The organism is Streptomyces sp. NPDC016459 (assembly GCF_040632845.1).
In the GTDB taxonomy this organism is placed as follows: Bacteria; Actinomycetota; Actinomycetes; order Streptomycetales; family Streptomycetaceae; genus Streptomyces.
The window spans coordinates 111,827-132,857 of sequence record NZ_JBEYCR010000010.1 but is presented as its reverse complement, the minus strand read 5'-3'; the positions used below and the strand labels follow the sequence as shown (position 1 = coordinate 132,857).

Here is a 21,031-nt window from a genome sequence, read left to right as displayed (position 1 = left end):
GGTGGCGCTCCGTCCCGAAGGTCGCCTCGGTCACCGCTGTCGTGGTGGCGGCCGCCGCCCTGGCCGTCGTCCTCAGCAACAGCCCCGACGGCGGCGGCTCGGGGGGATCCGGTGGCGGCGAGGTGTTCCTCCAGAACGCGGCCGCCTCGGGGCCCGACCCGTTCACCCGGTCGACGGCCCGTACCGGCGGCGCCTCCGCCTCGCCGGCATCGCTGCCGCCCCGTACCGCCTCGGCGACCCCCGAGGTGTCGGGGGCGACGCCCGGCCTCTACGGCGGGACGCGGTCGGTGCCGAGCTGCGACGTGGAACAGCAGGTGCGCTACCTCTCCGGTGAGCCCTCGAAGAACACCGCCTTCGCCTCGGTCGCGGGTGTCGCCCCGAACCGGGTACCGGCCTATCTGCGCTCCCTGACCCCCCTTCAGCTCCGTGCCGACACCCGGGTGACGAACCACGGCTACCGGGACGGGGCCGCCACCCCCTACCAGGCGGTCCTCCAGGCCGGGACGGCGGTCCTGGTCGACGGCCGTGGCGTACCGCGGGTGCGCTGCGCCTGCGGGAATCCGCTGACCGATCCGGTGCCGCAGAAGGCACCGCGCACGACGGGGACGCCGTGGCAGGGGTTCAGCACCTCCCAGGTCGTCGTCGTGGCGCCCTCGGTGACGGTCGTGAACGTCTTCGTCGTGTACGACCCCGAGGACGACGAGTGGTTCGCGCGCAAGCACGGCGACACGGGCCGGCAGGACAAGCCGACCACGCCGCCTCCGCCGCCCACCGCGCCCCCCTCGACGTCGGCGTCCCCCTCGCCCTCCGCGTCGACCTCCTCGTCCCCGCCCGTCTCCCCGTCGACGTCCACGTCATCGCCGCCGACGTCCCCGTCGGACACGCCACCGTCGACCGACACACCCCCGTCGACCGACACGCCCCCGCCCGACACGTCGCCGTCGACCGAGTCGCCGGAGCCGGAGTCGTCGCCCGCCACGGACGGTCCGGCGGATCTGACCACCACCGGCGAGTCGACCGACCGGTCGGCCTCGGTCGGCTCTCCGGCGACCGTGTCCCCGCTGTCGCCCCCGGCCGACTCGGCCACGACCTCGGTCCCGGGGCCTCCCCCGGCTCCTCTGCCCGGCCTCCCGGCCGGCCGGACGTCCTGACGCCGGACGCCCGGTCCGGCGCCTTATTCGGATGCCGGCTCGCGAAGGTCGGTGTACGGTCCACCGAGTGGAACCATTGACCGACCGACAGATCCGCTCGTCCTTCGTGAACTGCACCAAGGGCGAGGCGGCACGCCTCAAGCTGCCGCTCCACTTCGCCGAACTCCCCTGGGACGACCTGGACTTCCTGGGCTGGGTGGACCCGGGTGCGCCGCTGCGCGCGCATCTGGTCGTGCCCCGCGCGGACGGGCCGGTCGGTGTGACCCTGCGCGTGCCGGCCGCGGGCCGGACCAGCGCCGTGAAGTCGAGCATGTGCCAGGTCTGCCTGACCGGACACGCCTCGTCGGGCGTCACGCTCCTCGTCGCGCCCCTCGCGGGCACCCGCGGCCGCGAGGGGAACACGGTCGGCATCTACCTCTGCGCCGACCTCGCCTGCTCCCTGTACGTACGGGGCAGGCGTCTGCCGAAGCTGCGCGGCCGGCGCCACGAGGAGTCCCTCACGCTCGACGAGCAGGTCGCCCGTCTGACGGGCAACCTGGACGCGTTCGTCGACCGGGTGACGGCGGGCTGAAACCGGCCGGGCCGGGACCGGCTCAGCGGAAGGCCTGCTCGCCGGTGAGCGCCTTGCCGATGACCAGGGAGTGGACCTCGCTCGTGCCCTCGTAGGTCAGCACCGACTCCAGGTTGTTGGCGTGGCGCAGCACCGGGTACTCCAGGGTGATGCCGTTGGCGCCCAGGATCGTGCGGCACTCGCGGGCGATGGCGATGGCCTCGCGGACGTTGTTCAGCTTGCCGACGCTGACCTGCTCGGGGGTGAGCGTGCCCGCGTCCTTGAGTCGTCCCAGGTGGAGGGCGAGCAGCATGCCCTTGCCGAGTTCGACGGACATGTCGGCGAGCTTCGCCTGCGTCAGCTGGTACGAGGCGAGGGAGCGGTCGAAGACGATCCGGTCGCGGGCGTACGAGATCGCCGTCTCCAGGCAGTCGCGGGCGGCGCCGAGGGCGCCGAAGACGATGCCGAAGCGGGCCTCGTTGAGGCAGCCGAGGGGGCCGGAGAGGCCGCGGGCCTCCGGCAGCATCGCGTCGGCCGGGAGGCGTACGTCCTCCAGGACCAGTTCGCTGGTGACGCTCGCCCGCAGGGACAGCTTCTGCTTGATCTCCGGGGCGCTGAAACCGGGCGTGCCGGCCGGGACGAGGAATCCGCGCACGCCTTCCTCGGTGCGGGCCCAGACAACGGCCACGTCGGCCACGGAGCCGTTGGTGATCCACATCTTGGTGCCGTTGAGGACCCAGTCGGAGCCGTCGCGCTTGGCGTTCGTCCGCATGGCGCCCGGGTCGGAGCCGGCGTCGGGCTCGGTGAGGCCGAAGCAGCCGATGTACTCGCCCGCCGCCATCCTCGGCAGCCAGCGCTGCTTCTGCTCCTCGGAGCCGTACTTCCAGATCGCGTACATGGCGAGGGAGCCCTGCACGGACACCAGGGAGCGCAGGCCCGAGTCCACGGCCTCCAGTTCCAGACAGGCGAGGCCGTACGCGACGGAGTTCGTGCCCGCGCAGCCGTAGCCCTCCAGGTGCATGCCGAGGACACCGACGGAGCCGAGGGTGCGGGCCAGTTCGCGGGCGGGGATCTCACCCTTCTCGAACCAGCCGGCGACATGGGGGCGCAGGTCGCGGTCGGCGACGGCGCGCACGGTACGGCGGATCTCGCGCTCCTCGTCGGTGAGCAGTCCGTCGACGGCGAGCAGGTCGAAGGGGTGGACGGGGGCGGAGCTGGACTGCGGCGACTTCACGGACGGCCTCCTGGCGGCTGTGGCGACTCGGCGTGCCGAGCGTAGCGGCAGATCGGATATTGGATCCAGTATTGAAAATCCCGAATCCGGCCCGTACGGTCCGACCGGATCCGATCGCCAGCGAGGGAGAGCGGAATGCGCGCAGATCAGCCGGGTACGCCGGGAGCGCCGGAGTCTCCGGGAGCGTCCGGCACGATGGTGGCCGGCGCCCTCTCCGGGATCGTCGTCGCCGACTTCGGCCGGGTCCTGGCCGGTCCGTACATGACGATGCTCCTCGCCGACCTGGGCGCCGACGTCATCAAGATCGAGCGTCCGGGTTCCGGCGACGACACGCGCGCGTGGGGACCGCCGTTCGCCGCCGGGGAGGCCACGTACTTCCTCGGGGTGAACCGGAACAAGCGCTCCGTCGCCCTCGACCTCACGGACCCCGACGACCTGGCGGCGGCGCGCGCGATCGTGGACCGCGCGGACGTCCTGGTGGAGAACTTCCGCCCCGGCACCATGGAGAGGCTCGGCCTCGGCTACGAGGACGTCCGGGCGGCCAACCCCGGGCTCGTCTACTGCTCCGTGACCGGTTTCGGCACCGCCGAGGGCGCCCGGCTGCCCGGCTACGACCTGCTCGTCCAGGCCATGGGCGGCCTCATGAGCGTGACGGGTGAACCGGGTGGTCAGGGGACGAAGGCCGGGGTCGCGCTGGTCGACGTCATCACCGGGCTCCACGCGGGCCTCGGCGTCCTCGCCGCCCTCCGGCACCGGGAGCGCACCGGCGAGGGCCAGCGGGTCGAGGTCTCCCTCCTGACCTCCCTCCTCTCCGCGCTCACCAACCAGGCCGCCGCCCACCTCGGCGCCGGTGTCGTGCCCCGCGCGATGGGCAACAGGCACCCGAGCATCGCCCCGTACGAGGTGTTCGAGGCGCAGGACCGGCCGCTGGTCCTGGCCGTGGGCAACGACCGGCAGTTCGGGGTCCTCTGCGAGCGGCTCGGCCTTCCGGGACTCGCCGGGGACCCCCGCTTCGCCACCAACTCCGCCCGGGTCGCCCACCGGGAGGAGCTGGTCGCGGCGCTCGCCGGACCGCTCGGCGCCCGTACCGCCGACAGCTGGTTCGAGGAGCTCACCGCGGCGGGCGTGCCGTGCGGGCCGATCAACGACCTGGCCGCCGCCTTCGACCTCGCCGACCGGCTGGGGCTCGCCCCCCGGGTCCCGGAGTCCGCCGCGGGCCCCGGTCAGGTCGCCCACCCGATCCGGTTCGACGCCACCCCGCCCACCTACCGCGCCGCTCCCCCGCGGCTCGGCGAGCACACGGAGGACCTGCTGGCGGAGCTGGGACGGTCCGTCCACAGGGGCTCAGCAGCGAACGACCGCGCGTAGGAAGATGGTCGCCACCGGTGCGGGGACGCGCGGGTGGGCGGCACGAGGGAACGGAAGGTCACAGGCGATGAGCAGCGCGGTGCAGAAGAGGCGGCCGCAGACCGCCCAGCAGTTCGTCCTCGAGGAGCTGCGGCGCGCCATCACCAGCGGGGAGCTCAGGCCCGGGGGGCAGATCCGCCAGGACGCCCTCGCGGCCCGGTTCGAGGTGAGCCGGGTGCCGCTGCGGGAGGCCCTGAAGTCCCTGGAGGCGGAGGGCCTGGTCGTCCATCACATCCACCGGGGGTACTTCGTCGCGGAGCTTTCACTCGCCGACCTGGAGGAGATCTACCGGATCCGTGAGCTCCTGGAGACGGAGGCCGTACGCAGGGCGGTCCGGCGCATGCCGGAGGGCACGGTCGACACCCTGGAGCGCGTCCAGGGCGAGGTGGAGCGGGCCGCGGACGAGGGTGACGTGCCGGGGATGGCCGCGGCGAACCGGCGCTTCCACTTCACCCTGATCGAGGCGTCGGGCATGCCGCGCCTGGTCCGCCTCATCGCGACCCTGTGGGACTCCACCGACGCGTACCGCTCGCTCTACTACGCCGAGGGACCGCACCGGAAGCAGGCGGTCCGCGAGCACCGCGCCGTCATCTCCGCCCTCCGCCACGGCGACGAGGAGGCCGCGATCCGGTGGCTCGACGAGCACCGCGCCCACGCGGTGGCGGCGCTGCGCCGGGTCCTGGACCTGGAGCGGGGCTGAGACACGGCCGCGCCCTTCATTGGATGAGCGGGCCCCGGGACACCGGTCACCGGGAAGTCGGCGCCCTCGCGCGCGCGGCGGGCGGCGCTCGTGGTGTCACCGGCCGGGGCTCTCGCCTACCCTGGCGCCGGACGCGAGGAGGAACCAACCATGGGACGGATGCCGTCGGCCCAACGACGCAGGCAGCTGGTCGAGGCGGCGATCAGGGCGATGACGAGGGACGGTGTCGCCCGGACCACGACCCGGTCGATCTGCGCGGAGGCCGGGGTGTCGCTGAGCGTCTTCCACTACTGCTTCGAGTCCAAGCAGGCGCTCCTGGAGGCCGCGATCGAGACGATCACCGGCAACTACGTGGCGCGGGTGATGTCGGCCGTCGAGCCGGGCGCCACCCTGCGGGAGACCGTGCGGGGCGCGCTCCAGACGTACTGGGACCATGTCACGGCCCACCCCGGTGAGCACATGCTGACGTACGACCTCACCCAGTACGCCCTGCGGGAGCCGGGGTTCGAGCATCTGGCGCGCGCCCAGTACGAGCAGTACGTGGTCGCGGCGGCTGCTCTGGTCGAGCAGGTCCGCGCGCCCCGGGGCCTTGCGCCGAGCGTGTCGGTGGAGACGATCGCGCGGTATCTGGCGGCGGTGATCGACGGGCTCACCGTGCAGTTCCTCGTCCTCGGCGACGACAAGGCGGCTGCCGCCCAACTCGACCTGACGGCTGATCAGCTTGTTTACCTGATCGAGGGCTGACGGCCCCGGCGGGTCCCGGCTCCTGACCGGCCGGACGTGCTCCGCCTTCAACAGGTCATCCGTCCCGGACTCTTGACTCGGTCCATCGACACCGCGATCCTCGGGGCGCCCGGTACACCCCCACCGACCGGAGGCATCGCTGACCATGACTCGACCCCACTCGCGCGGGACGGGCGGCCGATCCGCTCTCCTGGCGCTGTTCCTCGCCCTGGCCGCCGTCCTCTTCGGCTCCGGTCCCGTGCCCGCGGCGGACGGCTCCGGTTCGTGGTGGGAGCCCACGTCCCGGCCCGCCCCCGACTCGCGCATCAACGTGACGGGCGCGCCGTTCACGGGAACGGACGCGCAGGGGAAGGTGCGCGGCTTCGTCGACGCGCACAACCACCTCATGTCCGACGAGGGCTTCGGCGGCCGGCTGATCTGCGGCCGGACGTTCGCAGCGGGCGGCGCCGCCGAGGCGCTCAAGGACTGCCCCGAGCACTATCCCGACGGTTCGGGTGCGCTGTTCGAGAACATCACCGGCGGCTCCGACGGCCATCACGACCCGGTGGGCTGGCCGACGTTCAAGGACTGGCCCGCCCACGACTCGCTGACGCACCAGCAGAACTACTACGCGTGGGTGGAGCGCGCCTGGCGCGGCGGACAGCGCGTACTCGTCAACGACCTGGTGACCAACGGCCTGATCTGCTCGATCCTGCCCCGGGACCGCAGCTGCGACGAGATGACGTCGATCCGCCTCCAGGCCCGTAGGACGTACGAACTCCAGGACTACGTCGACGGGATGTACGGCGGCCCCGGCAAGGGCTGGTTCCGTATCGTCACCTCCGCCGCGCAGGCGCGCTCGGTGGTCGAGCAGGGCAAGCTCGCGGTCGTCCTGGGCGTGGAGACCTCGGAGCCGTTCGGCTGCAAGATGATCCTCGACGTGGCCCAGTGCGACAGGGAGGACATCGACCGCGGTCTCGACGAGCTGTACGGGCTCGGGGTGCGCAGCATGTTCCTCTGCCACAAGTTCGACAACGCGTTGTGCGGTGTCCGCTTCGACTCGGGGGCCATCGGGACGGCGGTCAACATCGGCCAGTTCCTGTCGACGGGCACGTTCTGGGCCACCGAGAAGTGCACGGGCCCGCAGCACGACAACCCGATCGGGCTCGCGGCCGCCCCGGTGATGGCCTCCAAGCTGCCGCCGGGGGTGAGCGTCCCCACGTACGCCTCCGACGCCAAGTGCAACACCCGAGGCCTGAGCAGGCTCGGCGAGTACGCGCTGCGGGGCATGATGGACCGGGGCATGATGCTGGAGCTCGACCACATGAGCGTCAAGGCGGCCGGGCGGGCGCTCGACATCCTGGAGTCCGAGGAGTACCCGGGCGTTCTCTCCAGCCACAGCTGGATGGACCTGGACTGGACGGAGCGGCTCTACCGCCTCGGCGGGTTCGTCGCCCAGTACATGCACGGCGCCGAGGGCTTCATCGGGGAGGCGGGCCAGAAGGCCGCACTGCGCGAGAAGTACGGGGTCGGCCTGGGGTACGGGACCGACATGAACGGGGTAGGCGGCTGGCCGGGCCCGGTCGGCACGGGCGCGCCGAACGCCGTCACGTACCCGTTCCGCAGCTTCGACGGCGGCTCCGTGATCGACCGTCAGGTGACGGGCGAGCGCACCTGGGACCTGAACACCGACGGCGCCGCGCACCACGGGCTGGTGCCGGACTGGATCGAACAGATCCGGCTCACGCCCGGAGGCCCGGGGATCGTGGCCGAGCTGGCCGAAGGCGCCGAGTCGTATCTGACCACGTGGAAGGCGACCGAGGACCACGAGCCGGGCGTCAACCTCGCCGCGGGCGCCGCCGCTTCGGCCAGCTCCTCGGAGTGGAACCCGTTCACGAGCTACGCGCCGGGCCGCGCCGTCGACGGCGACGTGGACACGCGCTGGGCGAGCAACTGGTCGGACGACCAGTGGATGCGCGTGGACCTCGGGGCCGTACGCCGGGTCGGCCGGGTCACTCTCGACTGGGAGCGGGCGTACGCGCGGCAGTACCGGATCGACGTGTCCGAGAACGGCACGGACTGGCGGACGGTGTGGTCCACGGACGCCGGGAACGGCGGGTACGACACGGCGGAGTTCCCGTCGACGTCGGCCCGCCACGTACGGATCCACGGCGAACGGCGGGCGACGCAGTGGGGCTACTCGCTCCATGAGGTCGCGGTCCACAGGGCCTGAGAGCCGGACACGTCCGGCCGCGGGACGGCCGCGGAACAGACGCGGAACGGGGCCGGCCGGATCACGTGTTGATCCGGCCGGCGCCGCTTCCGGCTCTCAGCCCCCGGCGACTCCGGTCCAGTCGGCGGGGATGCGTGCCAGCCGCACGCGCTGGGGATGGTCGCCGACGTCCACGGAGGCCACGCCCCGACCGGTGGCGAAGTCGATCGCGGTCACCCGGTCGGCACCGCTCTCGGAGACGACACAGGACCGTCCGTCGCCGCTGACGGTCGCCCAGTACGGCTTGGACACCTCGACGAGCGGGCCCTCCTGGAGAGTGGCGCGGTCGACGACCGTGGCGTAGTCGTCCATCGTCCCGGCGACGCAGAGCTTGGTTCCGTCGGGACTCATCGAGAGGCCGTGATGGCGCGAGTCGTTGACCCAGGTGGTGCGGTCGGGATCGGTCGCCGGGTTGCCGGGGAGGGTCTTGAGACGGGTGATCCGGTCCGTGGCGATGTCGTACTCCAGGAACCCGTTGAAGAAGGAGACCTGGAGGTACAGCTTCTTCTCGTCCGGTGTGAGGGCGACCGGGCGGACGGCGTCGGAGAGGTCGCCGCGCCCGAAGGCGTCGAGGCGTCCGCGCATGTCGATGACGCGGACGGTCTCGAAGGTGCGGGCGTCGACGACGGTGATACGGCGGTCCCCCTTGGTCCAGTCGAGCCAGGGCGCGTCGAGGGCGGTGGTGACCTCGCCGATGGACATGTTCCACAGGAGTCCGTCGGAGGTGAACACGTTCTCGTGGGGCTTGTCGCCCGTCTTGAAGGAGCCGAGTTCGCGGCCGGTGGTGATGTCGAGTACGTGGACCGTGTTCGCCGTGGAGGCGGAGACGGCGACGCGGGTGCCGTCGGGCGAGACGGCCATGTGGTCGGCGCGGTAACCGGCCACGGGGAAGCGCCAGTTGATGCGTCCGGTGCGCAGGTCGAGGGAGACGACATCGGCGAAGCTGGGCCGGGAGACGACCATGGCGTCGCCGTCCGGGGTCGCGTACATGTCGTCGACGAACTGGTCGTGGCCCTCCCCCGGGCCGTTGCGGACGCCGAGGAAGAAGGCGAGTTTGACGGGGTTGAGGTAGATCTCCCGGAGGCGCTGCTCCTTGTCGGGGATCACGTTCAGACGGCCGATGCGGTGGAAGTCGCCCCGGGCGGCGATGACGTCGGCCGTTCCGTCCCAGTTGTTGCCGACGAACATCGCCTCGCGGAGACCGGCGGACGCCGGCCCCTCGGGCGCGGCCGAACCGGTGGCAGCGCCGGTGGCGACGAGGGCGAGGGCGACCGCGACGGCCGCGGTGAGGCGGCGGGGGCGGGTGACCGAGGTGCGGGGGGTCGACGTGCGCGTGCTCGACCTGCGGGGAGAGGGCATGCGGGGGTCCTTCTTCCGGCTCGCGGAGGTGGGCTTACCCGAAGTAACCATGTACATGTCAATTCTTGCAAGTCCCCCTCCGCACCTTCGTTCCGCAGGTCCCTCACCGCGCTCCGACGCCCGGTGGGAGATCATGGGATCCGGAACCCAGAAGGGACGGAACGGACGATGAGGCACCGCAGTGTCGCCGACCTGATGACGCCGACCGCGGTGGCGGTGCAGCCCGGGACGTCGTTCAAGGAGATCGCACGGCTCCTCGACGAGTACGGCATCACCGCCGTCCCCGTGGTCGACGAGGAGAACCGGCCGGTGGGCGTGGTCTCCGAGGCGGACCTGCTGCGGCGGCACACGGCGAAGGACGGACCGAGCACGGCCGAGGCCATGATGTCGAGCCCCGTCATGACGGCCCGGCCCTCGTGGACGGCCGTCGAGGCGGCGCGGCTGATGGAGCGGCACCGGGTGAAGCGGCTGCCCGTGGTGGACTCGGAGGGGCGCCTCATCGGGGTGCTGAGCCGGAGCGACCTGCTCCAGCTGTTCCTGCGCAGGGACCGCTCGATCCAGGAGGAGATCCGCGAGGACGTGGTGGTGCGCATCCTGCGCCTCTCCCCCTCCGCCGTGCACATCGACGTCGACGAGGGCCGGGTGACACTCAGCGGCACGCTGGACCGCCCGGGACTCGGCCCGATCATCGTCCGGCTGTGCGAGACGGTGGACGGGGTGGTGGAGGTCGCGGACCGGCTGACGTACGAGGAGGCCGAGGCGGCTCCGTCCTCACCGGGGGTGGAGGAGACCCAGGCGGCTCCGTCGCCTCCGGGAGTGAACGGGTCCAGGCTCTGACGTGGGCCCGCCCAGTCAGGGCTCGGGCGACGGTCAGGACCCCGGCGGCCGGTCAGGCTCGGGCGCCGCGGTCAGAGGTCGGGCGCCCCGGTCCGGGCGGGTCGCCTGTGCCCCGCCGGGCCTTCCTCGCGGGCGGCCGTCCCGTCAGGAGACCGCCTCCGGCCAGCCGTATCCGGGTCCGGTGTGCTGGGGTACGGTCCCCGCGCCCACCGCTTCCATGTCCCGGTTGGCCTCCCGCATGAGCTTGCCGGCCAGGTCCTTCATCGCCCGGCCGGCGGCGAGCTCGTCGCCGATCGCCGGCACGTCCGTGTCCGCCGGGTTGCACCGGGCGGAACCGTGTCCCGTGAGGGTCGAGTGTCCGGTGCTCAGCCGGGCCTCGGCCTTGGTCCTGCCGTCCTCCTCGACCAGTTCCACGCCGACCGTCCACTCCAGGTTGCGGGTCATGGCCTGCCTCCTCGCACACCGGACCGCGCGGAACCGGGGGCGCGGCCCCTTCCGATACCTCCAGGATCCATCCCCGGACGCCGGAACGCACGCGCACCGGCCCAGACCCCGGGACCGGCGCGCGGTCACTGCTCCCCCGGCGTCAACTGCGCAGGTACGAGGCTCCGTTGAGGTCGAGGATCGCGCCGGACGACCATTCGGCGGCGGGAGACGCCAGCCACAGGACCGCGGCCGCGATCTCGGCGGGTTCGGCCACCCGGCCCAGGGGACTCTGGGCGAGGATCGCGGCCCCCTCCGCCCCCTCCAGGCGGGGTGCGACGCGCTCCGTGGCGAAGAAGCCGGGCGCGACCGAGGCGACGGCGATCCCGTACGGGGCGAGGGAGACCGCGAGCGACTGGCCGAGCGCGTGGACGGCGGCCTTGGTCGCCCCGTAGGCCGGGTGGTCGGGTTCACCGCGGAAGGCCCCCCGGGAGCCGATGTTGACGATCCGGCCGCCCGAGCCCTGGTCGATCATCCGCCGGGCGGCGAGATGGCTGAGGTTCGCGGTGGCGAGCAGGTTCACGGACACGTGCCGCTGCCAGACGTCCACCCACTCCTCGTACGGGGTCTCGGCGAGGGGGTGGCGGAGATTCACCGCCGCGTTGTTGACCAGGACGTCGATCCCGCCGAGCGCCCCGGCCGCCGCGTCGGCCACGGCGACGGCTCCCGCCGGGTCCGCGAGGTCGCCGCCTACCAGGACATGACCCGCGCCGTCGAGGGAGTCCAGGGTCGCGCGGGCCTCGTCCGCGCGCGTACCGAAGTGGACGGCGACCCGGTCGCCGTTGGCCGCGAACGCCTGGGCGACGGCCCGCCCGAGACCCCGGGAGGCGCCACTGACGAGGACGCGACGGCCTGATGCGGGCAGGTTCATACGGGTGCCTTCCGGTCGGGTACGTCCCGCCGGGCATTCTGCCCGCCCCCGCCCCGGCCTCCCGCCCCGGGCCCGGGCGGTCGTGACCCGCGCCCGTTCTCGACGCATTCGACACGTTCGGTGCGTTCGGTGCCGGCGTTCGCGGCCACCCTGGTGCACGGGGACCGCGGCGCGTCCGGATGATGGCTGTCATGATCAATACATCCCGTGGTGCCGGCACCTCCCGGCGCAGCCTGCTCACCGCCCTCACCGCCACCGCTGCCGCGGTTCCTCTCGCGTCGCTGACCGCCGCCCCCGCGCGCGCCGCCGCGCAGACGGGTGCCCAGGCTGCCGCGCCGGCCGTGGCTCCGCTCGCCGCCCCCGTGTCCGGGCTCGGCGCGCCCAGATCCGCCGTGACGATCGCGGACCTCGGCGCCGACTGGTTCGGTCCCGTGGCTCTCGGCGCGCTCAGCACCGGCGTGCTGGCCGGCACTCCGACCCGCACCGAGGTCACCTCGGGCGGCCGACGGGTCGCGCTCCTGACGCACGGCGCCCGCACGGTGGTCCTTCCCGGCCCCGAGCGCACCTTCACCGAGGACAAGCGGCTCTTCGCCGACGACTTCCAGCGCACCCTGCCGGATCCGGCGCTGCCGGAGGCCGACCGGGTGTACTGGGGCACCGCCCCCGGCGGCGGCGGGTGGACCACGCTCGGCGGCTCCGCCACCGACTTCTCCGTGACCCCCGGCGCCGGGGTCATCAACCTCACCACGGACTTCGCCAGCCGTCACGCCAGCATCCGCGACGGCGAGATCACCGACGTCGACGTGCGCTCGGTGGCCAGGTTCGACAAGGTGCCCACCGGCCAGGCGTGCTCGTACGCCCTGTCCTTCGGCTACCAGGACTCGCACAACAACTACCGGGCCCGGCTGTCCTTCACCACCTCGGGAGCCGTCGAGCTCCGGGTCGAGAAGGAGGTCGCCGACGTCGTCACACAGCTCGCACCGGCCGTCTCCCTGGCCACCGGGGTCGCCGCAGGCACCGACTGGACCATACGGGTCCGCCGCGAGGGCACCAGGATCCAGGCCAGGGCCTGGCGCACGTCCACCGCCGAGCCCGCCGCGTGGACCGCCGAGGCCGACGACGCCACCTTCGCCAAGGGCCGGGTGGGCCTGCGCGCCCTCGCCAACGACGGCTGCACCAACCTGCCGGTCAAGCTGACGGTGAGCCGTTTCGAGGTCACCGACGCGACCTGGGAGGCGCCGCCGACGGTCACCCACCGCGACTGGGTGCGCGTCCTCGACCAACCGTTCGACGGCACCTGGACCCCGGCCGTCGAGGCCCGGATCCGCGCCTGGGCCGGTTCGACCGCGCCCGACGTGCTCGCCTACGCGGCCATGTTCCTGCCGGGCGCGCCGACGGTGAACGCGGGCGCGGGCACCGCCGCGGGCAGGCGGGTCCTCGGGCAGGCGGGCTACGGCTATCTCGACCCGCAGGGCAACCGTTACGAGGGCGCCGACTTCCACGAGTACATGAACCTCGGCTGGACCTTCCCGGACGGTACGTACACCGGCCCGTCCAGCAAGCAGGTCGGCAACCTGGACTGCTCCGGCTACACGCGGATGGTGTTCGGCTACCACCACGGGGTCCCGCTCGCGGCGGGCGCCGACACCTCCAGGACACGGCTGCCGCGCAAGTCCCGCGACATGGTGGACTTCGCGCCGGGCGTCCGCGTCGACCAGACGGCCGGCGGCACCCCGCCGGCCGCGGCGCTGCTCCAGCCGGGCGACCTCGTCCTCTTCAACGCCGACTCGGGTGACGACGGGGCGACCGTGACGGTCGACCACGTCGGCATCTACCTCGGCAAGGACGCGAACGGCAAGCGCCGCTTCCTCTCCAGCCGGAAGACCGGCAACGGCCCGACCATGTCGGACCTGGCGGGCTCCTCCACGCTGGACGGTACGGGCACGTACGCCGCGAAGCTGCACACCGTGCACCGGATCTGACGCAGGGCCCGGAACCACCCTCCGGACCCACGCGCTCCCGCGGCTCGGACCCGCAGGACGACCGGGCGCCCGCCCCCGTCCGGGTCCGTGCCGCGGGTGCGGTGCGACGGGTCATTCCCCCGGGACCCATCGGAGATCACATGGCAGCCATCGGATCGCGCATGGGAAAGATCTCCGGGACCGGAGTACGTTCGAGGACATCGCCACACCGACGGTCTCGGACCGAGGCGCCGGGCGTGCGATCCCCGTCCTTCGGCCTGAACCTGGCCCCCACCTCCCGGGAGAACCCCTATGCCCAAGATCCTTTTCGTGATGACCGGCGCCGACCACTGGACCCTGGCCGACGGTACGAAGCACCCGACCGGCTTCTGGGCCGAGGAGGCCGTCGCCCCGTACGAGGCGTTCACCGGCGCCGGGTACGAGGTCGTCGTCGCCACCCCCGGCGGCGTCGTCCCCACCGTCGACAGGAACAGCCTCGCTCCCGAGGTCAACGGCGGTCAGGACGGCGCCGACAAGGTCGCCGCCACCCTCGGTTCGATCACCGCGCTCGAGAGCCCGCTCCGCCTCGAGGACGTGGACCTGTCCGACTACGCAGCCGTCTTCTACCCGGGCGGCCACGGCCCCATGGAGGACCTCGCCGTCGACGAGACCTCCGGCAGGCTGCTGATCGACGCCCTGAACTCCGGCAAGCCGCTGGCCGTCGTCTGCCACGGTCCGGCCGCGTTCCTCGCCGCCACCGACACCGACGGCGCGAACGCCTTCGCCGGCTACCGGGTCGCCGCCTTCACCAACGACGAGGAGACCCAGTCCGGTTTCGCCGACAAGGCGAAGTGGCTCCTGGAGAGCCGGCTCGTCGAGGCCGGCGTGAACGTCCAGGTGGGCGAGCCGTGGGTGCCGAACGTGGTCGTCGACCGCAACCTCGTCACCGGCCAGAACCCCGCATCCTCTGCCCCGCTCGCCGCCCGGGTCCTCAAGACCCTGGCCGGCTGAGGCGGCGGTCGCGCCCCTACCGCCGGTCGCCCGCCAAGCCCGGGACGGGGAACCTGCCATAGAGGACCCGTAGGCTTTCCGTGTGAGGCATACGGATCCTGATGGGACTGTCGGCGCAGCGCGGTCCGCCGCGGCTCCCGTGGCGGACCTGAACCTGCTGCGTACCTTCCTCGCCGTCTACCGTTCCGGCTCGTTCACCGCGGCCGCCGGGCTCCTGGGTCTGTCGCAGCCCACGGTGACCACCCAGATCCGTGCCCTGGAGCGATGGACCGGCCGGGAGCTGTTCGAGCGGCTGCCACGGGGCGTCTCCCCCACCGCGGGCGCCCACGACCTCGCGACCCGCGTCGCCGCTCCCCTCGACGCGCTCGCGGTGGCGGCCGGCGACGGGTCCGACCCCCACGATCGGGCCTCCCCCGTCCATCTGGCGGGGCCCGCGGAGCTGCTCTGCACCCGGGTCCTCCCGGCTCTGGCCCCGTTGACGGCCGAGGGGGTACGGCTCAGTGTCACGCCGGGCCTGACCGAACCGCTCCTCGACGAACTCCGTGCGGGCCGCCACGATCTGGTGATCGCCACGTTCCGGCCGCGCGGGCGGGCCCTGGCGGCCGTTCCTCTGATGGACGAGGAGTTCGCGCTGGTCGCCGCCCCCGTCTGGGCCGACCGCGTCGAGGAGCGACTGGCCGAGGAGGGGCCGGGGGCGCTGCACGGCGTTCCTCTGATCACGTACGCGGAGGACCTGCCGATCGCCCGCCGTTACTGGCGGCACGTCTTCGGCACCCGGCTGTCCCGACCCCCCGCCGTCACCGTGCCCGACCTGCGCGGAGTCCTGGCGGCGGTCACCGCCGGAGCGGGTTTCACCGTCCTGCCGCGCTATCTGTGCGACGCCGAGCTGGCCTCCGGGGCCCTCGTCCTCCTCCACCGCCCCGACGACCCGCCCATCAACACCGCCTATCTCGTCCAGCGCCCCGGCCGCCCCGCCCACCCGGGCGTCACCCGCGTCCGCGACCTGCTGATCGAGGCCGGCCGGACCTGGTGACCGGCGCGCGACGGCTCACCCCGCGCGTACGGCGGGCGGGGTGACGGCGTCGGCGGCGGCGCGGCGCCAGGCGGACTCGCGGAGCAGCCGCAGTCCGTTGAGTCCGACGAGGACGGTCGAACCCTCGTGGCCGAGGACGCCGAGGGGTAGCGGGAGGCTCCCGAGGAGGTCCCAGAGCACCAGGACGGCGATGAAGGTTCCCGCGATGGCGAGGTTCTGCACGACCAGGCCCCGGGCGCGGCGGGAGAGCGCGACGACGGTGGGGACGGTGGCGAGTTCGTCCCTGACGATCACCGCGTCGGCGGTCTCCAGGGCGAGGTCGGAGCCGGCCCGGCCCATGGCGATGCCGGTGTGGGCGGCGGCCAGGGCGGGCGCGTCGTTGACGCCGTCGCCGATCACCATGACCCTGCGTCCTGCCCGCTCCTGGTCCTGGACGGCGGCGACCTTGTCCTGGGGCAGGAGGCCGGCCCGTACGTCGGTGATGCCGACGGCGGCCGCCAGACGGGCGGCGGCGCGCGGGTTGTCGCCGGTGAGCAGCGTCGGCGCGGTGCCGGTCAGCCCGGTCAGGGCGGCGACGGTGGCGGCGGCGTCCGGGCGGAGCCGGTCCTCGATGCCCAGGACACCGACCGGTGCTCCGTCCACGACGACCAGTACGGCGGTGTGGCCGCCCGCCTCCAGTTCGGCCGCCACGTCGGCGGCGCGGGTGGAGAGCGCGTCGTCGGCCCCGTGCAGGAGCCGGGCGGGGGCGCCGACCCGGACCTCGTGGCCGTTGACGGTGGCGGTGACGCCGATGCCGGGGGTGGAGCCGAAGTCCTCGGCGGGCGCGAGCCGGAGGCCGCGGGCGTGGGCGGCGAGGACGACCGCGTGGGCCAGCGGGTGCTCGCTGGGGTACTCGGCGGCGGCGGCGAGCGCGAGGAGCCCGTCCTCGTCCGGGTGTCCTGAGGCGATCGTCCCGTGCGGCCCGTCCGAAGCGCCCGCCCCCTCCCGGACGGCTCCTCGCTCGTGGTCGGCGGTCGCGCTCGCACGCGCCGCCGCTCCTTCCGGCGCAGTCGTCGTCCGGCCCGGTCCGGACAGGGGGCGGACAGCGGTGACGCGAGGGGTGCCCTCGGTCAGCGTGCCGGTCTTGTCGAGGGCGACCGCGTCGACCTGTCCCAGGCGCTCCATCACCACCGCGGACTTCACGAGGACGCCGTGCCGGCCGGCGTTCGCCAGGGCCGAGAGCAGCGGCGGCATGGTGGCCAGGACCACGGCGCACGGCGAGGCGACGATCATGAAGGTCATCGCGCGCAGCAGGGAGGCGGTCAGTTCGGCGCCGAACGCCAGCGGGACCAGGAAGACCGCCAGGGTGGCAGCGACCATGCCGAGCGAGTACCGCTGCTCGATCTTCTCGATGAACAGCTGCGTGGGGGCCTTGGTCTCGGAGGCTTCCTCGACCATGCGGACGATCCGGGCGATCACCGAGTCCGAGGCGTCCCGCCCGACCGCGACCCGCAGCACGCCCGTGCCGTTGAGGGTGCCCGCGAAGACCTCGTCACCGGTCTCCTTGACCACCGGCAGGGGCTCGCCGGTGATGGTGGCCTGGTCGACCTCGCTCGCCCCCGCCAGGACGCGGCCGTCGGCCCCGATCCGCTCACCGGGGCGGATGACGATGACGTCTCCGACCACCAGGTCGGCGGTCGGCACGCTTTCCTCGGCGTCGTCGTCCAGGAGCCGGGTGGCGGTGGCGGGGGCGAGGTCGAGCAGGCCGCGTACGGAGTCCTCGGTACGGGCGGTGGCGATCGCCTCCAGGGCGCCGGAGGTCGCGAAGATGACGATCAGGAGCGCTCCGTCGAGGACCTGCCCGATGGCGGCCGCGCCCAGGGCGGCGACCACCATCAGGAGGTCGACGTCCAGGGTCCTGTTCCCCAGTGCCTTCATGCCCTGCCACGCCGGTTCCCAGCCGCCGGTGAGGTACGTGGCGGCGAAGAGCGGGCCCCATGTCCAGGCCGGCGCCCCGAGGAGGTCCAGGGGGAGGCCGGTGAGGAACAGCAGCAGGGCGGCCAGGGCCCAGCGGGCCTCCGGCAGCGCCAGGACGCGGGTGCGCCGCCGGGCGTCCGCGGGGTCGGCGGACGGCGGTGCGGGCTTGGTCAGGGTGGAGGGCATGACGGAGGGAGCCCCTTCGCGGGAGGAGTCGTACGCCCACACCGTACAGGAACACTTGAACATCCATTCATGTATTCGTTTCCGTAGGATGCTGCCATGGGCCATGGAGTGAACGCACCGGACCGCAGCACGGCACCGCACACCCGTCTGACCCCGGAGAACGCTCAGCAGGTCGCCACCACGCTCCAGGCGCTGTCCACACCGTCGAGGCTTCTGATCCTGGCCCGCCTCCGCGAGGGGCCCTGCGCGGCGACGGAGCTCGCGGGTGCCGTCGGCATGGAGCAGTCGGCCTGCTCCCATCAGCTGCGCCTGCTCCGCAACCTCGGTCTCGTCACGGGCACCCGCGAAGGCCGCTCCGTCGTCTACTCGCTCCACGACGACCACGTCGCCGGCCTCCTCGACCAGGCCCTCTACCACGTGGAGCATCTCCGCCTCGGCATGCCCGACACGGCGACGGGGGCGCGCTGAGACGGCGCCCGTCTCCACGCGCGGGCGTGGACAGGGGCGCCGCCGGTCAGCGCAGGGTCGGCCCGTGCCGGCGCATCATCGCCAGGGACTCCATCCGCCTGGCGGCCGGCCGTGCGGTGCCCAGGGCGGCGCTCGCGGTGATCAGCAACGTCGTCGCACTGAGGGCGAAGCGCCCGGCCGGCCCGTCGAGCGCCAGGAGCGTGAGCACGGGGACCAGAGCCACGGCCGTCATGCAGAGTGCGGCGATCAGTCCGATCCGCACCTGGACGTACTGGATGTACTCGGCGGTCGGCCGGCCCGCAGGGATCCCGGGGATGAAGAGGCCCGCCCCCTTCAGCCGGTCGGCGAGTTCGACGGCGCCCGGCTCGATGCCCGCCCGGAGCCACGCGTGCGCGAAGACGACCAGGACGTACGGGAGGAGCAGCCACGGCCCCACCGGCGCGGGCACCAGGAGCAGCAGGGACGCCGGGACCATCACACCGAAGCCGCCCTGTCCGCCCCTCACGGGCACGTACGTGGGCGTGGCACCGTGCGTCCGGCGGCCGATCATGCGCTTGGCCCGCTGTACCGGGATGCGCCGGTCCCCCTGCTGCACGGCGATGACCACGGCGACCATGACCACGAGGGCGACGGCGACGAGAAGAAGGACGACGACGCCCCGTGTGCCTCCGGTCTCCCGGGCGGCGCTCAGCACCTGACCCGGGACGACCGCGGCGATCTGGGCGAGGAAGAGGACGGAGAAGCCCTCGCCGACGCCCCGGGCCGTGATCAGCCCGCCCAGCAGGACGACGACCGCCGTACCCGCCGTCATACAGGCCACCAGCGCGACCTGTACGAGCAGGCCGTCCGCGCGGGGATGAAGGAGGGACGAGTCGCCCGAGGCGCAGACGTCGGTGAGCGGGACGCAGCCGCCGTCGGCGACCGCGCCCACCACCACGACGGCGAACCCGGCGGCCAGGAGGACCGCCAGCCACCGCGTCACGCGCGCGAGCACGGCGGCGCCCTCCTCGCCGGCCGCCTGCAGGACCCGCACGCGCGGGACCAGCGGGCCCACGACCTCCATGACGAGACGGGCGGCGACGACGGGTGCCGTCCCGAAGACGAACACCGAGAGCCCGCCGAGCCCACCGCCGGTGAGCAACGCGACGAGGCCCTGGAGCGGACCCCCTCCCCCGGCACCCCCCGCGGCGGCCTCGTCGGGCGCCCCGCCGCGTACACCGGGCAGGGGCAGGTTCTGCCCCAGCCGGAAGACCACGACGGCGAGCACCGTCCACAGCAGTTGCCTCCGCAACTCCGGTACGCGCAGTACTCGTGCGAGCATGACCGACTCCCCCGTCCGTCCTACCGTCACCGGGGCCGGATGTTCACCCCACCGAACGCTCTCCCCTGTTGGACACGGAGTCAACTCCCTTACGGGCCAAGGGCGTCGCCGCTCGCGCCACGACCAGGAGGAAGAGCCCGCAGGCCGACACGAGCAACCACCCGGGGCGGGTCGCCGCGGCGAGGCCGGTGGGGCCGACGCCCGCGACCAGACCGCCGGCGACGGCGATGCCGACCGCCGCACCGACCTGACGGGCGGTCGACGTGATCGCTCCCGCGACTCCGGCCCGGGACGGCGGCAGTCCGCCGACGGCCGTGTTCGTCAAGGGGGCGTTGGCGAAGCCGAACCCGACGCCGATCAGCAGGAAGGCGAGGAGGATCACCCAGACGCCCGTGTCCTGGTCCAGGCGCACCAGGCACAGTCCACCGGCCGCGGTGAACCCGCCCGCGAGGACGAGCGGCAGCCGCGCGCCGCGCCGACCCACCAGGGCGCCGGCCCAGGGTGCGCACAGGGTGGCCCCGAGCGCCATGGGCAGGGTCGCGGCACCGGTCGCGAGCGGAGTCCAGCCGCGGGCGTGCTGGAGGTGGAGGGTGTTGAGCAGCAGGGTCACGTTCAGCGCGACGAACACCGCGGTCGCCCCGAGCACGGCCGTGACGAAAGGCGGCCGACGGAAGAGGCCGAGGTCCATCAGGGGTTCGTCGCGGCGCTGTTCGACCAGGACGAAGCCGGCGACGGCGGCCGCGGTCAGGGCGTAACCGGTGAGGGCCAGGGGTGACGTCCAGCCGATGCGCGGTCCCTCGATGAGGAGACCGACGGAGAGCCCGATCATCGCGGTGAGGAGCGCGGTCCCCGGCAGGTCGACTCGGCGGGCGCGCCGGCCACGGGACTCCGGTACGAAGACGGCGACCAGGACGAGAGCGACGAGGACCACCGGCACGTTGATCCAGAACACCGAGCGCCAGCCGAACGCGGCGATGAGCGCCCCGCCGGTGACGGGACCCGCCGCCATGCTGAGGCCGAAGACCGAGGCCCACACCCCGATCGCGCGGGCCCGTTCACGGGGGTCGGGCATCGCGTTCACCACGATCGCCAGGGCCACGGGGCTCAGCATCGAGGCCCCGATCCCCTGCGCGGCCCGGGCGGCGACGAGCGTGCCCAGGGAGGGGGCGAGGGCGCACGCGAGGGAGGCGAGACCGAAGACGAGCAGTCCGCAGCGGAAGACCCGGCGGCGCCCGAAGCGGTCCGCGAGGGCGCCGGAGACGATGAGCAGACCGGCCATGACGACGGTGTAGGCGTCGACGACCCATGCGAGGCCGCGGGTGGCCGTGCCGAGGCCGCGTCCGATCTCCGGCAGCCCCACGTTGACGATGGTGGTGTCCACACCGACCAGGAACATGCTGAGCGCGCAGACCGCGAGCACCGTCCAGCGTCTCCGTGGACTCAGTGGGGCGGGTGGGGCGGTCAGGGCTGTCGTGAGCATGGGCGTTCCCCCTTCGACGAAGTCGTAC

18 protein-coding genes are annotated in these 21,031 nt (G+C 73.2%); 11 read left to right on the top strand and 7 right to left on the bottom strand.

The window, feature by feature from the left end:
* Window positions 1-44: 44 nt before the first annotated feature.
* Window positions 45-1,151: a DUF6777 domain-containing protein gene (locus tag ABZ567_RS23485; RefSeq protein WP_360793026.1), complete on the top strand. Its 1,107-nt coding sequence runs from the start codon at window positions 45-47 to the stop codon at window positions 1,149-1,151.
* A 67-nt stretch (window positions 1,152-1,218) separates the two neighbouring features.
* Window positions 1,219-1,722 (top strand): FBP domain-containing protein, encoded by a 504-nt coding sequence (locus ABZ567_RS23480; RefSeq protein ID WP_360793024.1) that lies wholly within the window; start codon window positions 1,219-1,221, stop codon window positions 1,720-1,722.
* A gap of 22 nt (window positions 1,723-1,744) precedes the next feature.
* Here the strand turns inward: ABZ567_RS23480 and ABZ567_RS23475 are convergent, their stop codons facing one another.
* Entirely contained in the window at window positions 1,745-2,935 is a 1,191-nt protein-coding gene (locus ABZ567_RS23475) for an acyl-CoA dehydrogenase family protein (RefSeq protein WP_360793022.1), read from the bottom strand.
* Window positions 2,936-3,070: 135 nt separating this feature from the next.
* Between ABZ567_RS23475 and ABZ567_RS23470 the strand changes: the two genes are divergently transcribed.
* From ABZ567_RS23470 to ABZ567_RS23455, 4 genes are all read left to right on the top strand, one after another.
* Window positions 3,071-4,303, top strand: coding sequence for a CoA transferase (locus tag ABZ567_RS23470; RefSeq protein ID WP_360793020.1), 1,233 nt, complete (start codon window positions 3,071-3,073; stop codon window positions 4,301-4,303).
* Between the two features lie 67 nt (window positions 4,304-4,370).
* Window positions 4,371-5,042, top strand: coding sequence for a GntR family transcriptional regulator (locus ABZ567_RS23465; protein ID WP_360793018.1), 672 nt, complete (start codon window positions 4,371-4,373; stop codon window positions 5,040-5,042).
* A 150-nt stretch (window positions 5,043-5,192) separates the two neighbouring features.
* The gene (locus ABZ567_RS23460) at window positions 5,193-5,786 is read left to right on the top strand and encodes a TetR/AcrR family transcriptional regulator (RefSeq protein WP_360793016.1); all 594 of its coding nucleotides are present in this window, start codon (window positions 5,193-5,195) and stop codon (window positions 5,784-5,786) included.
* Window positions 5,787-5,931: 145 nt separating this feature from the next.
* Window positions 5,932-7,998, top strand: a complete 2,067-nt coding sequence (locus tag ABZ567_RS23455; protein ID WP_360793014.1) for a discoidin domain-containing protein — start codon at window positions 5,932-5,934, stop codon at window positions 7,996-7,998.
* Between the two features lie 96 nt (window positions 7,999-8,094).
* On the opposite strand, the gene ABZ567_RS23450 is transcribed toward ABZ567_RS23455, so the two are convergent.
* Complete coding sequence (locus ABZ567_RS23450) at window positions 8,095-9,396, bottom strand: YncE family protein (protein ID WP_360793012.1); 1,302 nt, start codon at window positions 9,394-9,396, stop codon at window positions 8,095-8,097.
* A gap of 168 nt (window positions 9,397-9,564) precedes the next feature.
* Between ABZ567_RS23450 and ABZ567_RS23445 the strand changes: the two genes are divergently transcribed.
* Entirely contained in the window at window positions 9,565-10,233 is a 669-nt protein-coding gene (locus tag ABZ567_RS23445; protein WP_360793010.1) for a CBS domain-containing protein, read from the top strand.
* A gap of 144 nt (window positions 10,234-10,377) precedes the next feature.
* On the opposite strand, the gene ABZ567_RS23440 is transcribed toward ABZ567_RS23445, so the two are convergent.
* Together ABZ567_RS23440 and ABZ567_RS23435 are read right to left on the bottom strand one after the other, a co-directional pair.
* Window positions 10,378-10,677: a DUF1876 domain-containing protein gene (locus tag ABZ567_RS23440; RefSeq protein WP_360793008.1), complete on the bottom strand. Its 300-nt coding sequence runs from the start codon at window positions 10,675-10,677 to the stop codon at window positions 10,378-10,380.
* 142 nt (window positions 10,678-10,819) lie between these two features.
* Window positions 10,820-11,587, bottom strand: a complete 768-nt coding sequence (locus tag ABZ567_RS23435) for an SDR family oxidoreductase (protein ID WP_360793006.1) — start codon at window positions 11,585-11,587, stop codon at window positions 10,820-10,822.
* Between the two features lie 191 nt (window positions 11,588-11,778).
* On the opposite strand from ABZ567_RS23435, the gene ABZ567_RS23430 reads away from it, so the two are divergent.
* From ABZ567_RS23430 to ABZ567_RS23420, 3 genes are all read left to right on the top strand, one after another.
* Complete coding sequence (locus ABZ567_RS23430; protein ID WP_360793004.1) at window positions 11,779-13,569, top strand: NlpC/P60 family protein; 1,791 nt, start codon at window positions 11,779-11,781, stop codon at window positions 13,567-13,569.
* A 291-nt stretch (window positions 13,570-13,860) separates the two neighbouring features.
* Window positions 13,861-14,559, top strand: a complete 699-nt coding sequence (locus tag ABZ567_RS23425; protein ID WP_360793002.1) for a type 1 glutamine amidotransferase domain-containing protein — start codon at window positions 13,861-13,863, stop codon at window positions 14,557-14,559.
* Window positions 14,560-14,641: 82 nt separating this feature from the next.
* The gene (locus tag ABZ567_RS23420) at window positions 14,642-15,592 is read left to right on the top strand and encodes a LysR family transcriptional regulator (protein ID WP_360793000.1); all 951 of its coding nucleotides are present in this window, start codon (window positions 14,642-14,644) and stop codon (window positions 15,590-15,592) included.
* A gap of 15 nt (window positions 15,593-15,607) precedes the next feature.
* Here ABZ567_RS23420 and ABZ567_RS23415 read toward each other — a convergent pair whose 3' ends face one another.
* Complete coding sequence (locus ABZ567_RS23415) at window positions 15,608-17,734, bottom strand: HAD-IC family P-type ATPase (protein ID WP_360792998.1); 2,127 nt, start codon at window positions 17,732-17,734, stop codon at window positions 15,608-15,610.
* Between the two features lie 96 nt (window positions 17,735-17,830).
* Between ABZ567_RS23415 and ABZ567_RS23410 the strand changes: the two genes are divergently transcribed.
* Window positions 17,831-18,202: a metalloregulator ArsR/SmtB family transcription factor gene (locus ABZ567_RS23410; protein WP_360792996.1), complete on the top strand. Its 372-nt coding sequence runs from the start codon at window positions 17,831-17,833 to the stop codon at window positions 18,200-18,202.
* 46 nt (window positions 18,203-18,248) lie between these two features.
* Here ABZ567_RS23410 and ABZ567_RS23405 read toward each other — a convergent pair whose 3' ends face one another.
* Window positions 18,249-19,523 carry a hypothetical protein gene (locus ABZ567_RS23405; protein WP_360792995.1) on the bottom strand — a complete coding sequence of 425 codons (1,275 nt, stop codon included), beginning with the start codon at window positions 19,521-19,523 and terminating at the stop codon, window positions 18,249-18,251.
* 43 nt (window positions 19,524-19,566) lie between these two features.
* A complete protein-coding gene (locus tag ABZ567_RS23400) occupies window positions 19,567-21,003 on the bottom strand; it encodes an MFS transporter (RefSeq protein WP_360792993.1) in 1,437 nt (478 codons plus the stop codon).
* Window positions 21,004-21,031: the final 28 nt, after the last annotated feature.

Excerpts from the sequence above, each read along its gene's own strand:
- ABZ567_RS23425 (WP_360793002.1), top strand. The coding sequence starts at position 13,861 with ATGCCCAAGATCCTTTTCGTGATGACCGGCGCCGACCACTGGACCCTG.
- ABZ567_RS23410 (WP_360792996.1), top strand. The coding sequence starts at position 17,831 with ATGGGCCATGGAGTGAACGCACCGGACCGCAGCACGGCACCGCACACC.
- ABZ567_RS23405 (WP_360792995.1), bottom strand. The coding sequence starts at position 19,523 with ATGCTCGCACGAGTACTGCGCGTACCGGAGTTGCGGAGGCAACTGCTG.
- ABZ567_RS23450 (WP_360793012.1), bottom strand. The coding sequence starts at position 9,396 with ATGCCCTCTCCCCGCAGGTCGAGCACGCGCACGTCGACCCCCCGCACC.
- ABZ567_RS23460 (WP_360793016.1), top strand. The coding sequence starts at position 5,193 with ATGGGACGGATGCCGTCGGCCCAACGACGCAGGCAGCTGGTCGAGGCG.
- ABZ567_RS23415 (WP_360792998.1), bottom strand. The coding sequence starts at position 17,734 with ATGCCCTCCACCCTGACCAAGCCCGCACCGCCGTCCGCCGACCCCGCG.
- ABZ567_RS23400 (WP_360792993.1), bottom strand. The coding sequence starts at position 21,003 with ATGCTCACGACAGCCCTGACCGCCCCACCCGCCCCACTGAGTCCACGG.
- ABZ567_RS23440 (WP_360793008.1), bottom strand. The coding sequence starts at position 10,677 with ATGACCCGCAACCTGGAGTGGACGGTCGGCGTGGAACTGGTCGAGGAG.
- ABZ567_RS23465 (WP_360793018.1), top strand. The coding sequence starts at position 4,371 with ATGAGCAGCGCGGTGCAGAAGAGGCGGCCGCAGACCGCCCAGCAGTTC.
- ABZ567_RS23435 (WP_360793006.1), bottom strand. The coding sequence starts at position 11,587 with ATGAACCTGCCCGCATCAGGCCGTCGCGTCCTCGTCAGTGGCGCCTCC.
- ABZ567_RS23445 (WP_360793010.1), top strand. The coding sequence starts at position 9,565 with ATGAGGCACCGCAGTGTCGCCGACCTGATGACGCCGACCGCGGTGGCG.
- ABZ567_RS23430 (WP_360793004.1), top strand. The coding sequence starts at position 11,779 with ATGATCAATACATCCCGTGGTGCCGGCACCTCCCGGCGCAGCCTGCTC.
- ABZ567_RS23470 (WP_360793020.1), top strand. The coding sequence starts at position 3,071 with ATGCGCGCAGATCAGCCGGGTACGCCGGGAGCGCCGGAGTCTCCGGGA.
- ABZ567_RS23455 (WP_360793014.1), top strand. The coding sequence starts at position 5,932 with ATGACTCGACCCCACTCGCGCGGGACGGGCGGCCGATCCGCTCTCCTG.